Raw genomic sequence first — 12,518 nt, 5'->3', positions numbered from 1 at the left:
CGATCAATATCACGTGAATATGAACGTTTATAAGCGAGGTTGCGGCTTTGACGGATGATGCCAAGGGGCCGGCCGAATTGTGCGACCCGGCGCAGCGTACGGTGCTGTTCAGCGAAGCACAGTCGGGCCTTCATGCGCGCGCGACCTTGCTCGACACGCTTGCGCCGGCCAGTGCCGGGCTACTGTGGGATCTGGCAGGCACAGGCCTGTCCTTCTCGGCAATCCATGCCATGTGGACGGGGCCTGAAATATCGCTGCCGATCGACGGCGCGAAGGCGCTACCGGGTCAGGATCTTCGCGCCATTTCGGTCGAGAATGCCACCAGCTACCCGCAGGCCGGCGACATCGCGCTGGTCTGCGCGCCCCGCGGCACCTGGCGTGACGGACCATCGTTCGACCTGGTCGATGTCGGGCTATTTTATGCTGCTGGCGGGCGGCTGCTGATGCCGATGGGTTGGATTATGGCGAACATCTGCGCCCGGATCGTGGACGAAGATCTTGCCGCCGCGGCGGCGGCATGCCGCACGATCCGCATCAATGGCGGCTGCGCGATCACGATCACGCGCGGCGCGTGATGTTGGCGCAAGGCAGCGGGCGCGCGATCGAACACCCGATCTGGCAGAGCCGGTCCGCACCCGTGACGCCGCGCCCGAGCCTGGACAGCGCAATCACGGCTGAGGTTGCGATTGTCGGCGGCGGGGTGGCGGGCGTGTCGACCGCGCTTCACCTGGCGGAGCGGGGCGTTGACGTGGCGCTAATCGAAGCCGGCACGCTCGGCAGCGGGGCCGCCGGATCGAGCGCCGGGATTATTGCGCCGCAACTGGTGCGCGCGACGCCCGATGACGTCCGCCGCAAGCTGGGAGATGCGGCCGACGGCATGCTGCGGCTGGTAGCGGAGAGCGGCACCTATCTGTTCGATCTCGTTCGCCGTTATGGGATCACATGCGATGCGGCCGAAACCGGGTTCATCGCACCGCTCACCGGGCGTCAGGCCGACCGCGTTCTGAACGAGCGGGTGCGTGAGTGGGGCGGGTTGCGGCCCGACCTTCGGGTGAGCGATGCCGAAGAAACGCAACGTCTGACAGGATGCGGCGGCTATGGCGCGGCGATCGTTGATCCGACCGGCGGATCGGTCGATCCGCTCGCGCTGGTGCGCGGGCTCGCCGATCAGGCGGAGCGGATGGGCTCGCGTCTCTACGAAGACAGCCCGGCGACGCAGATCGTGCGCGATCGCGGGCTGTGGTCGGTCCTGACCGATGCGGGCGAGCTCCGCGCACGACGGGTCGTGCTCGCCGCGAACGGCGGCAATCCGCTGTTGCACCAACGGCTGGCCGGCACGATCCTGCCGCTTCCTGTGCTTGAAGTCGCGACCGAGCCCTTGCCTTCCGATCTGCTGCAGGCAATCCTGCCCGAGCGGCATGCGCTGACCGATCTGGAGCCCGATGTCTTCTCGATCCGCTACACGTCGGACTACCGCCTGATCACGGCCTTTCCGGCGAGCGGGCGCGACACGCCCGCCGACATCGAACGCCGGGTCAACCAGCGGCTGGCCGACACGCTCGTCGCGCACCGCCCGCTCGCTTTGGCGTATGTTTGGCTTGGCCACGCTTGGGTGAATGCCAGCCTGTTGCCGCGCATCGTTCAGCTGGACGATGGCCTTATCGCAGCCCAGGCGTGCAACGGCCGCGGGCTCGCAACCAACGTGCTGTTGGGACGCGAACTCGCGAAGGCGCTGGCGGGACGGCCCCAGGATGCGATGATCAAGGCCGAGCCGCCGCGCGCTGTATCGGGCTTCCTACTCGCGCGTCATCTGCCGCGGCTGCTGCTGTCTTCGGCGCTCTTTGCCAAGCGCATCAAACGTCGATTGGGGGTCGCGTGACCTACCGGCGGGCGGAGCGCGGCGCATGATGGACGCGGTCATGGCGGTCGCCGGTTCCTGGCTGCTGCCGGCCGCATTGTGGCTGATCATGTTCTCTATGGGCCTTAGCCTGACCGTTCGCGACTTCCGCCACATCGTTGTCAATTCGCGCGCCTTCCTGCTGGGGGTCGGCAGCATGATCCTGCTGGTGCCGATCGCCGGGGTGGCGCTGGCCGCGGCGTTCGCCCCGACGCCGGCCTTGATGATGGGGCTGGTGCTGCTGGCGACGTGTCCCGGCGGAATCCTTTCGAACCTGATGACCGATCTGGCGCGCGGCAATGTGGCGCTGTCGCTTTCGATGAGCCTGTTCGTCAGCCTGATCTATGTCTTCACCTTGCCTTATACAGCGTCGATCGCGCTTCATCTGATCTTCGCGCAGGAACAGGCGATCGCGATCCCGACAGGCGATGCTTTGGCGAAGATCATGATGGTGACGGTGATCCCGGTCGCGGTCGGGATGCTGGTCAACCGGCTCGCCGCGCGCATCGCGCAGCGGATCGAGCCGACGATTAAATCTGCTGCGACGATCGTGCTGGTGACGGTATTCGCCCTGATCGTCGCGCAGGAATGGGCGACCATCGCCTCCTCGTTCGGGGTGGTGCTCGCGATCGTCGTCGCGATGAACGTCGTCAATCTCGGTCTGGCCTTTCTGGTGTCCTGGGCCGGCGGCATCCGCCGCCCCGAGCGCGTCGCGATCGCCATGGAGCATATCGTTCGCCAGGAAGGCACCGCGATCTTTGTCGCGGTAAGCCTGCTTCACCGCAACGACATGTCGCTGCCGATGATCATCAACACCTTCATCGGGATGGCGATCGGCATCCCGGCCGTATCGTGGCTGCGCCGTCGCGCGGCCGCGCCGCACCTCCGCCCGGAGACCGCCGCATGACCCGCCCCGCACGTCGCATTACCGAAGGATCGAAGAAGTCGTTCGGAATGTACGAAAAGGCGCTGAGTCTGCAGGCCTCGGGCATCGACCTGATCCACCTGGAATTTGGGCGGCCGTGCCACGACACGCCGGCGGTTATCAAAGCCGCCGCTGCGGCAGCGCTCCATGCCGGCCATGTCCACTATTCGGATCTGCAGGGCGAGCCGGCGTTCCGCGCTGCGATCGCCGCAAAGTTGCGCGAGCATAACAGCATCCCCGCGACGGCGGAGGACGTGCTCGTCACCAACGGCCTGACTCACGGATCCTATGCGGCCATCATGGCGACGATCGACCCCGGCGACGAGGTGATCCTGCTGGAGCCTTACTATCCGCAACATGTCGGCAAGGTCGAGCTTGCCGGCGGCCGGATCGTGACGGCCCCGCTTGATGCCGCGGCAGGGTTCCGGATCAATCCAGCGCTGATCGAACCGCGGATCACGCCGCGCACGCGCGCGATCATTCTGGTCAATCCGTGCAATCCGACCGGGCGGGTCTATAGCCGTGCTGAGCTAGAGGAGCTGGCCGCGCTCGCCATCCGCCACGATCTGATCGTGATCGCGGACGAGGTGTACGAACATATCTTGTTCGACGGCGCGCACACCAGCATCGCGACCATCGACGGGATGGCGGACCGCACGATCTCGCTCTTCGCCTTTACCAAGGCTTATGCCATGGACGGGTGGCGGCTGGGCTATGCGCATGCACCGGAGCCGCTGCTGCGGGCGATGCTGAAGGTCACCGCAAACGACATCACGCATGTCAATCCGTTTGTCCAATATGGCGGGCTCGCAGCGCTCGAGCAGGGCGGCGCGACGATGCGCGCGATGGTCGCGGACGATAGGGCCAAGCGCGACGTGGTGGTGCGCGCGCTCAACCAGATGCCGGGGGTGCGCTGCGCCGCCCCAGAGGGCACGATCTACGCCTGGCCCGACATTGCTGGCACCGGCCACACCGGCGCCGCGCTTGCCGACCTGATCCTCGATCAGGCACATGTCGTGGTGGAGGCGGGGAGCTTCTATGGGCCGATGGGGAGCGATCATCTGCGCATCTGCTTCGGATCGGAGCCGCTGCCGCGGATCGAAGAAGCGATGGGCCGGATCGGCCGGCTGTTGAACAGGCTGCCGGGGTAAGATCGGGCAGGAAGCGAAGGGGAAAGCGCGATGCGTCGGGGGATCAAGGCTGCCGGTCTGGCCGGACTGCTATGTGCGACTATCCTAGCCATGCCAGTGGTGGCTGCACCTGCAGCAGCCGGGCCCGCCGCCGAAACGCTCCCGCCACCCGCTCTTGTCAGCCTGTTCACCGACTGGCGCGCCTTCGCCGCCCCCGAACGTAGTGCCGGCGTCGTCGATTTTAGCCCGGCGGCGCTCGGGCGCAAACGTGACGGACTGATCCGGATGCGGCAGCGGCTGGCCTCGCTCGACCGGACCGGCTGGTCGCCCTACATCGTTGCCGATGCACAGCTGATCGAGGCCGAGATGAACGGGCTCGATTTCGATTTGCGCGTCCGCCAGCCGTGGGCGCGGGACCCGAGCTATTACGCCACGGTAATCGGCGAAGAGAGCGACGTGCCGGCGCACGAAGGGCCGCTCGCCGATGTGATCGACCTGTTTACCTATCGCTGGCCGCTCTCGCGCAGCGATGCGCGTGTGCTGACCGCGCGGCTGGCTGGCGTGCCGGTATTGCTTGATCGTGCGCGTACTTTCCTGGCCGACAGCCAGGCTGCCGACCTGTGGCGCTATGGCGGCCGCGCCTTTGCCGAGCAGGAGGCGGTGCTGACGGCGCTGATCGACGGGACGCTGTCGATGCGCACGCTTGAGGGCCAGCAGAAAGCGAGTTTGGCAGGTGCCCCGGCTGAGCTGCGTCGCGCGGCCATCGCGGCGCGCGACGCCACCGCCGCCTTCGGCCGCTGGGTGAAGGAGGCAGCACCGACCAAGACGGGGCCGTCGGGCGTCGGCAAGGCCAATTACGACTGGTACATGAAGAATGTGCAGCTCGTGCCGTTCACCTGGGACGACCAGGTTGCGCTGTTACGGCGCGAGCTCGACCGCGCCTGGTCGAGCCTCAAGCTGGAGGAGCAGCGTAACGCTGCGCTGCCGCCGATCGCGGCGATCGATGATCCGGCCGCCTATCAGGCCTATTCCGCAGCCAAGATGAAGAGCTTCACCGACTTCATCATCGCTAGCGGGTTCGTTCCCGACAGGCCTTATTACCGCGCAGCCCTGGCTGCCCAGACGGTCGGCTACATTCCGCCCGCCAAGCGTAACTTCTTCTATCACGTCACCGCGCTCGACCCGCGACCGCTTTATTCGCACGACATCCACTGGGTCGAACTGGCGCGGATCAAGCATGATCCGAACCCCGATCCGATCCGACGGGGCGCGCCGCTGTTCAATATCTTCCAGTCGCGCTCGGAGGGCTTTGCCACGGCGTTCGAAGAGCTGGTGATGCATGCCGGGCTGTACGACGATGCGCCGCGCGCGCGCGAATTGGTGTGGATCATGCTGGCCAATCGCGCCGCGCGCGGGCTGGCGTCGCTCTACGTTCAGTCCAACGAGTGGAGCCTCGCCCAGGCCGGGCATTTTCACGCGCGGTGGACGCCGCGCGGCTGGTCCGACGCGTCGAGCGACCTGGTGGGCTTTGAACAGCTGCTCTACCTGCGCCAGCCGGGCTATGGGACGAGCTACGTCACCGGCAAGATGGAGCTCGACCGGCTTATCGCCGATGCGGGCCATGCCGACGAGCAGGACGGCGACGCGGTGAAGCGCGTGATGGTGAAGCTGGCGCGCGAGGGGACGATACCCTTCTCGCTGTATCGGCGCGAGGATGGCATTGTCGAAGCGACGGCAGAGGGAGGTAGGGCGCAATAGCTGCCTGATGGCAGGCGCGGAGGCGGCTAACGATCTTTCGCGATCAGCAAAGTCGGTTGCGACGTACTTGTGCGATACCATAATGTTCGCGGACAGCCGGATCGCTGTAGAAGGGGCTGATACCTTCCGTGGGTAGGGCCGCGCGGAAGGAACGTTCATAGCGCGCCTGCCCTATCGCCTTCGTATTCTGCCGGAGTTGCACGATCACCCACCACTGCGGTTCGTACGATGCCGCTGCTGGCTGCGATCGCCGTCCTGTCGCTGCTCATTTTGGCGCTGTCGCCGTCTTAGGAGGTTATTGCGGCAGCGGGTTCGTCGTCGAGAATGCGTAACGCGCTATCTTCCAGGTATCGGCATCGTCCTTGTGGAAGATGAATAGCTCGTGATTGGAATCGGGCACGCGCTGGTCGGTCGCGCGGATCGTCACGAAGCCTGCGGAGTCGGTTCGGACGAATGCCCAATCCGGCGCGACCTGCACAAATTCCTGCACCTGCAGCTCGGTCTCGAACGCGATCGTCTGGAAAATGCCTGTGTAGGCCGCCCGAAGCTGCTCAAGCCCCACTGCCGATGGATTGTTCGGAGCCATGAAGACGGCCTCGGGCCCGAATGCCGCCAAAACCGCGTCGATGTCTGATCCATTCAACGCCTTCTCATACGCTGCAAGAACATCCTCGACGTTCTGCTGGGCAGGCACCTTGCCCGACATCGTCTCCATTCCCTTCATAGAATACATCCTCTTGGTTCGCTGCGATCCAGGAAGGTTATGGCGCGTTAGGCACGGCGGGTAGTCACCGACGCTGCAAAGCAGTGTCGCAATCCGCGGAACGCTGCAGGTGGCGCCGCGTGGCCTGGCAGGGGCCGGTCAGCGTGCTGCCCTAGCGCTTGGGGGCTGCGGTGTCTCTGCGCTCGGCGCGGTAGCCAAAGGGATAAAGCGGTTGCCTCGAGTCGTCGGACAGTTCGGGCTGCTGTGTTTCGACCGCTGCCATAGACGAGGGCAGTTCCAGCGGCAGGCGACCTTCCGCGCGGATGCGACCCGTCAGCGCGTCCGCCACTGCAGCATCCGTTGCCCCGAAATCGCCAGCAAGCACGTAGATGTGCGGGCGGAGCTCGGTGAGCACGGCGGCGCGATCGAGATGGACGACCGCGATGGTCGGGACGGCGGCGCCAATGCGCTTGACGGCTTCGAAATCGGAACCGCCATCGCGAAAGTCGAGCGCGCCTTCATGCTGCACCCGGCCAGCAGGAAAATTCGGGTGCAGCAATTGATGCGGCGTCGAGAGGCGGACGACTGCGGCATCGGCCCGATCGGGTCGGTCGACGATCGTGAAGCCACGCGCGGTGAATGGTTCGGCCGCCAGGCCGCGCAGGAACAGGCGGCGATGTGTCGCGGGTGCGAGCGGGTACAGAGCGCGGTTGACCTGAAGCAGGACGATCGATCGCGCCTGCAGACGGTGCGCCTCCGACAGAAAGCCAGCATTGCCGACCAGTTTTGCGGCCGCTTGCGGATCGACATAAGGGTCTTCGAACAAGCCCAGCGCGAAGGTCTGGGTCAGCACCTTCAGCACAGCGCTGTCGACCTGCTGGGTCGAGATCTTGCCGTCCCCGATGGCGGCGGCGAGTCGGTCGACGTGGGTGGTGCCGCCAAATTGCTCGATGCCCGCATCCACCCCTTTGGCGAAGCGGTCCTCTTCGGGAATATCCTCGACCCCCCACGCAGGATCCGCATCGGCCCAGCTGGGTTCGATGCCGGGCTTCGCGCCGTTGCGGCAGGCCTCCCCGCAATCGTTCGTGATGGCCCAGTCCGACAGGATCAGGCCGGTAAAACCGTATCGATGGCGCAGCAGATCGGTCAGCAGGTAGCGGCTGAAGCCGGCGCCCGTCTCGACCGGCCCGCCGGCCGCGTCATGCAGTCGATGGGGGAGCGAATACATCGGCATCACGCCCGCGACGTGTGCAGCGAACGCAGCCTCGAACGGGCGTATGTGCTGCGGCAACGCCGCGTTGGTCACGCCCGTGAACCGCCCGTAATAATTGTGGCTGTCAAACCCCTGATTGTCCACGGCGCCATAGCCGACCCAGTGTTTGACCACCGCGGCCACGCTGTCGCGCCCAATGCCGGTTGATCCGGCCTGAATACCGGCCACATAGGCACCGACCATGCGCGCGGCGAGAGCGGGGTTGGACCCGAACGTGCCATCTGTACGCGGCCAGCGCGGTTCGGTCGCAATATCGGCCTGAGGGGACAGCGCTACGCGAAGGCCGACCGCCTTATATTCCTGCCGGACGATGTCGGCGGCGCGGCGGGTGGTGGCGACGTCGCCGATCGCGGCGAAGCCGAGTGGATCGGGGAAGGGCGTGAAGCCCCCCGCAGCGACACTGGCCCCCGTGACCCCCTCAAGCTGATTGCGCGGATCCGAGCTCAACGTCAGCGGGATGCCGAGGCGGCCTTCCTCTGCCACGGCCTGCAGGGCATTGTTGGCGGCCGCGAGCTTTGCCGGCGTGGTCGCCAGCCGAGTGATCATCGCGGTGACATGCTTGCCGAGGACTTCGCTGCGGGCGAAAGCGAGATCGTAATCGTCTCCCGACGTGTGGAGCGAGCCGTGCATCATCTGGCCGATCTTCTCGTCCATCGTCATCCGCGACAGCAGATCGGCGGCACGGCGCGCAGTCGGCAGCCGCCAATCCTCGTAAGGATCGAGCACCCCGTTCCGGTTGAGATCGCGGAAGGCGAGGCCGTTCACGTGGAGCACGCGGATCATATGGCTGCCAAGGTGCGGATGGGCGTGGCCCGCCGGCGCGGCGTGGCTGGCCAACGCGGTGGCCGTGACGACTGCGAAGATCACGGACGTGCGCAGCATTGCTCCCCCTTTGCGTGAGCCGCCATATTCCTGGATATTCGCGCCGCGCAATCCTTGATCACTCCTCGCGCGTCGGCCCCAGCGACGTCGCTGACGCCAGCAATATCGCGGCGCCTGCAGCGGAGATCCACAGCGCTTCCAAGCCGTGGGCGTGGAAGCTCACTGCGCCGAGCATGGCTCCTGCGACGAGGCCAAGCCATAGCAAGAGATAAGGGACCCAAGCGAAACGCGGACCGCCCGCAATCGCTGTCGCGAGATGTTGACTGAATTTGACCAAGGTTCCAGTCATATAGGTCACGCCGACGCTGACCTCTCCGTCGCGCTGGAATATGGTATTCGCCGATCCCATCGCGCACGCCATCAATAGGGGCGCCAAAAATGCGCTTCTTCCCAAGGGAACCGTCGTCGCGGCGATGGTCAGGATAAGGGTGACAAAGCCCAACACCCACTGTTTGCGCCATCCGCCCGCAAGCCGGCCTATGAATGTGCCGGCCATGACGCCGCCTACGAACATCGCGATCACTGCAGCGGCCAAGGCACTCGCCGGCATCCCGCCGGCCAGCCCGACCGCCAGCTGGGTCGAATTGCCGCTCATGAAGGATACGAAGAGCCCGCCAAGTTGCAGGAAGCCGAGCGCATCGACAAAGCCCGCAAGCAGAGCCAGCCCATAAGCGAGCAGACGGTGACGCATCCCATAGCGGCGCATGGCTTACCATAAGGCGGATCGCCGGATTTTCGAGCTGCATTCTTAGCGCGAGCGCGCGTGTGAGCCGATCCAGCCCTCACACCGGCTCGTGATGGCCTGCACCCGTGGAACGTCCGCCTGACTGATCCCTTCTCGTCGTTATGATTTCCGATGCGGACATCGTCTTGCGATTAGGGGTCGCCGCGCTCGTCGGCAGCTTGATCGGATTTGAGCGTGAGCGATTGCTTTGGTCGGCCGGAATCCGCACGCACATGCTGGTGGCGGTTGGCGCGGCGCTGCTGATGATCGTCTCCGCTTACGGTTTTCAAAGCGCGAAGGAGATGCCGCACGTCGTGCTGGACCCTTCGCGCATCGCGGCACAGGTGGTCTCGGGCATCGGGTTCCTGGGTGCCGGGTCAATCCTCCTGCGGGGAAACACCGTGCGAGGTATGACCACTGCTGCCAGCATCTGGGCGGTGGCTGCACTCGGGCTCGCCGCTGGAGGCGGGCTTTACTTTGCCGCTTGTGTGGCAACGATCATAATCCTGGTGATCCTGGCGGGCCTGAAGCCCTTGGAGGAAGCCTATCGTGCACGCGTTCAAAGCTGCGTCATCCGCATCCGCGCGGAGCGGGCGACGCTTGACGAGGACGAGTTGAGGAAGATTCTGCGCGTGCGTGGTGGGCAGATGCGGCGACTGCTGGTGACGCCGGCCGAGGATGACCTTGATCTGCTGACCGTGCATCTCGCCCGTGTCTCCCAGGCCGATATTCGCAAAGGGGCGGCAGGCCTGCGTGAATTGCCCGGCGTGCAGGATGTGACCGTAAGTCGCAAGGGTGCATCCTTGCCTGACAGCTTGAGTTAGCCAGTCGGCGGCAGACGTTGGCGTCTTGACCGATCGACCTCTGACGGGCGGCGGTTGGCGATATTAAGCGGGAACGCCGATGAGGCGGTCAACCAAGGCGATGGTCGCAGTCGACGTATCGCTTTCAAGCCCGGAAGATGCGTGACTATGTCGTGGCCGTGGCGTTCAGGCATGTCATTGGAAGGAATGGGGCACGATGGAGATCGACCGGCGCACGTTGATTGCGGCCGCCGCCACCATCGGGGCGGGCTTATCGGCATCGGAAGCGGCTGGCGCGGGGACAGCCGACGGGCGCGAGCGGGAGCCAATGCGCTGGGTGCAGATCTGTGCCACGGAGGACGACCCCGGACGATATGATCCTCAGTTTTGGCTGGATTTCCTTCGCCGCACCCACACGCAGGGCGTATGTCTGAGCGCCGGCGGGGTGACCGCTTTCTATCCGACCAAGGTGCCGTTCCACTATCGCAGCCCTTATCTGGGCGAGGGCGACATGTTCGGTGAACTGGCCAAGGCATGCGCCGCCATGGGCATCCGCGTGCTTGCACGGGTCGATCCGCACGCGATGCGCGCAGATGCGCTGGCGGCGCACCCGGAATGGGTGGCGCGCGATGCCGATGGGCGACCAAAGCAGCATCCGACCGACCCGGAGCTGTTTTTGACCTGTCCGAACGGCGCGGTGACGTTCGAATGGATGCCCGCCATCCTGCGCGAGATCGTGGCGGAGTATCCGGTCGACGGGGTTTTTGGTAATCGGTGGGCCGGAGGCGCAGGCATGTGCCATTGCGCCACCTGCACCGGTTCGTTTCGGAAGGCATCCGGCTTCGCGGTTCCGGCGGCGCTGAGCGACGCGCGAGACCCAGCCGTTCGCGCGTATCTGCGCTGGGACGACGAGCAGCGTTACGCGCAGATCGCGTTGTGGAATGAGGTGGTGCGCGCCGTCCGCCCAACCGCCTTCTTTACCCCGGGCACATGGGGGCGGCTGGATCCCGCGCATATGCGCGGCACGATCCGCTCCCTCTATGCGGATCGGCAAGGGCGCAACGTTCGCGATCCGATCTGGGTCAATGGCCGCAGCGCCAAGGAAACCCAATGCATGATGCCGGACCGGCCAATCAGCGGAATCTTCGCGGTTGGCGCGACGTCAACCGGTTACCGTCATGTCGATTCCAGGCAGAGCGATGCCGAGATCGCCACATACCTGCACGACGGGTTGGCGCACGGTTTTCGGCCCTGGATGACGAAGTTCAAGGCGGAGGTGTTCGATCGGCGCTGGGTGCCGCTGGTCGAAAGGGCCTATGGTTGGCACGCGCAGCACGAAGACTATTTTCGCAATGTCGAGAATTTGGCCAATGTGGCGATGCTGCGTTCGGTTCAGACGAACACCTATTATGCTCCGGGCGCACTGTCAGACGGGAGCGCGAGCGGTTCGGCCAACACCGCGCGCTCGAATCACCGGACCGATGAGCCGGCAACCGGCTTCTATCAGGCGTTATTGGAAGCCCGGATCCCCTTCGCCTTTGTGGATGAACGACGGCTCGATGCAGCGGCGCTTGCGCCCTATCGGGTGATCGTTCTGCCCAATATCGCCGCCTTGTCCGATGCGCAGGCGGCGCAGCTGCGCGATTATGTGGCGCGCGGCGGAGCGATCGTCGCAACGCATGAGACGTCGCTGTACAATGAATGGGGTGAGCGCCGTGCCAATTTCGCGCTGGCCGACCTGTTCGGTTGCGACTTTACGGGTGCGATCGAAGAGCGCGTCCAGAATGGCTATTTGATCGTGAATGGTCCGCACCCGCTGACGCACGGCTTCGACGATACGCCCCGGATCATGGGAGGCACCCGCCGGGTCCAGGTGGCGGCGCGCGCCGGATCACCGCCAGCGCCGTTGACGATAGCGCCGCGTTACCCGGATCTGCCGATGGAGAAGGCCTTCCCACGATCGCGCGACAGCGCCGCACCCGCCGTATTCGCGCGGCGCTATGGCAAAGGTCACGTCGTCTACTTCCCCGAGAATATCGACGCCAGCTTCTGGCAATGTTCCAGCGGCGACCATCTTTCTTTGCTGCGCAACGCGGTCGACTGGACGCTGAACAGGGATGTGCCGCTGACCGTACGTGGCCCCGGGATGATCGACATCAGCTATTGGCGGCAGGCACAATCGGTTGCCGCGCATATCGTGAACCTGAGCAGCCCGATGGCGATGGGTGGCGGCTATATTCGGGAGATCACGCCGATCGGCCCGCAGGATGTCACCCTACGATTGCCGGCGGGCGCAAAGGTGAAACGGGTACGGCTGCTGGAAAGCGACGCCGAAGTGGCGGCGCGGGTGGACGCCAACTTCCTGAGTGTTCACGTTCCTGGCGTACGTCTGCACGAAGTCGTCGCGGTCGACCTGGCCTGAC

At 65.2% G+C, this 12,518-nt stretch carries 10 protein-coding genes; 7 read left to right on the top strand and 3 right to left on the bottom strand.

Annotated elements, in window-relative coordinates:
• Nucleotides 1-47: 47 nt before the first annotated feature.
• The 5 genes from ACOJSI_RS11040 (at nt 48) to ACOJSI_RS11020 (ending at nt 5,710) form a co-directional block, all read left to right on the top strand.
• Nucleotides 48-575: a DUF3830 family protein gene (locus tag ACOJSI_RS11040; RefSeq protein WP_420138342.1), complete on the top strand. Its 528-nt coding sequence runs from the start codon at nt 48-50 to the stop codon at nt 573-575.
• Nucleotides 518-1,879 carry an NAD(P)/FAD-dependent oxidoreductase gene (locus ACOJSI_RS11035; RefSeq protein WP_420138341.1) on the top strand — a complete coding sequence of 454 codons (1,362 nt, stop codon included), beginning with the start codon at nt 518-520 and terminating at the stop codon, nt 1,877-1,879. Before ACOJSI_RS11040 ends, ACOJSI_RS11035 begins: the two co-directional genes overlap by 58 nt.
• A gap of 25 nt (nt 1,880-1,904) precedes the next feature.
• The gene (locus ACOJSI_RS11030; protein WP_420138340.1) at nt 1,905-2,804 is read left to right on the top strand and encodes a bile acid:sodium symporter family protein; all 900 of its coding nucleotides are present in this window, start codon (nt 1,905-1,907) and stop codon (nt 2,802-2,804) included.
• Nucleotides 2,801-3,973 (top strand): pyridoxal phosphate-dependent aminotransferase, encoded by a 1,173-nt coding sequence (locus ACOJSI_RS11025; protein WP_420138339.1) that lies wholly within the window; start codon nt 2,801-2,803, stop codon nt 3,971-3,973. The genes ACOJSI_RS11030 and ACOJSI_RS11025 overlap by 4 nt, the downstream gene beginning before the upstream one ends.
• A gap of 99 nt (nt 3,974-4,072) precedes the next feature.
• A complete protein-coding gene (locus ACOJSI_RS11020) occupies nt 4,073-5,710 on the top strand; it encodes a DUF885 family protein (RefSeq protein WP_420138338.1) in 1,638 nt (545 codons plus the stop codon).
• 295 nt (nt 5,711-6,005) lie between these two features.
• Here ACOJSI_RS11020 and ACOJSI_RS11015 read toward each other — a convergent pair whose 3' ends face one another.
• From ACOJSI_RS11015 to ACOJSI_RS11005, 3 genes are all read right to left on the bottom strand, one after another.
• Nucleotides 6,006-6,416, bottom strand: a complete 411-nt coding sequence (locus ACOJSI_RS11015; RefSeq protein WP_420138337.1) for a YybH family protein — start codon at nt 6,414-6,416, stop codon at nt 6,006-6,008.
• A gap of 169 nt (nt 6,417-6,585) precedes the next feature.
• Nucleotides 6,586-8,568: a glycoside hydrolase family 3 protein gene (locus tag ACOJSI_RS11010; protein WP_420138336.1), complete on the bottom strand. Its 1,983-nt coding sequence runs from the start codon at nt 8,566-8,568 to the stop codon at nt 6,586-6,588.
• 58 nt (nt 8,569-8,626) lie between these two features.
• Nucleotides 8,627-9,274: a YoaK family protein gene (locus ACOJSI_RS11005; RefSeq protein ID WP_420138335.1), complete on the bottom strand. Its 648-nt coding sequence runs from the start codon at nt 9,272-9,274 to the stop codon at nt 8,627-8,629.
• Between the two features lie 140 nt (nt 9,275-9,414).
• Here ACOJSI_RS11005 and ACOJSI_RS11000 point away from each other — a divergent pair, with 140 nt between their 5' ends.
• On the top strand, nt 9,415-10,116 hold the full coding sequence (locus tag ACOJSI_RS11000; protein WP_420138334.1) for an MgtC/SapB family protein: 702 nt from the start codon (nt 9,415-9,417) through the stop codon (nt 10,114-10,116).
• 196 nt (nt 10,117-10,312) lie between these two features.
• Nucleotides 10,313-12,517 (top strand): alpha-amylase family protein, encoded by a 2,205-nt coding sequence (locus ACOJSI_RS10995; protein ID WP_420138333.1) that lies wholly within the window; start codon nt 10,313-10,315, stop codon nt 12,515-12,517.
• The last annotated feature ends 1 nt before the right edge of the window (nt 12,518 follow it).

Source organism: Sphingomonas sp. (assembly GCF_048595155.1).
Classification (GTDB): Bacteria; Pseudomonadota; Alphaproteobacteria; order Sphingomonadales; family Sphingomonadaceae; genus Sphingomonas_I.
The sequence above is the reverse complement of the archived record's forward strand: the minus strand, read 5'-3'. Positions and strand labels throughout refer to the sequence as shown.

Coding starts and splice junctions, on each gene's coding strand:
- ACOJSI_RS11005 (WP_420138335.1), bottom strand. CDS start 9,274: ATGCGCCGCTATGGGATGCGTCACCGTCTGCTCGCTTATGGGCTGGCT.
- ACOJSI_RS11035 (WP_420138341.1), top strand. CDS start 518: ATGCCGCACGATCCGCATCAATGGCGGCTGCGCGATCACGATCACGCG.
- ACOJSI_RS10995 (WP_420138333.1), top strand. CDS start 10,313: ATGGAGATCGACCGGCGCACGTTGATTGCGGCCGCCGCCACCATCGGG.
- ACOJSI_RS11015 (WP_420138337.1), bottom strand. CDS start 6,416: ATGTCGGGCAAGGTGCCTGCCCAGCAGAACGTCGAGGATGTTCTTGCA.
- ACOJSI_RS11010 (WP_420138336.1), bottom strand. CDS start 8,568: ATGCTGCGCACGTCCGTGATCTTCGCAGTCGTCACGGCCACCGCGTTG.
- ACOJSI_RS11000 (WP_420138334.1), top strand. CDS start 9,415: ATGATTTCCGATGCGGACATCGTCTTGCGATTAGGGGTCGCCGCGCTC.
- ACOJSI_RS11030 (WP_420138340.1), top strand. CDS start 1,905: ATGATGGACGCGGTCATGGCGGTCGCCGGTTCCTGGCTGCTGCCGGCC.
- ACOJSI_RS11025 (WP_420138339.1), top strand. CDS start 2,801: ATGACCCGCCCCGCACGTCGCATTACCGAAGGATCGAAGAAGTCGTTC.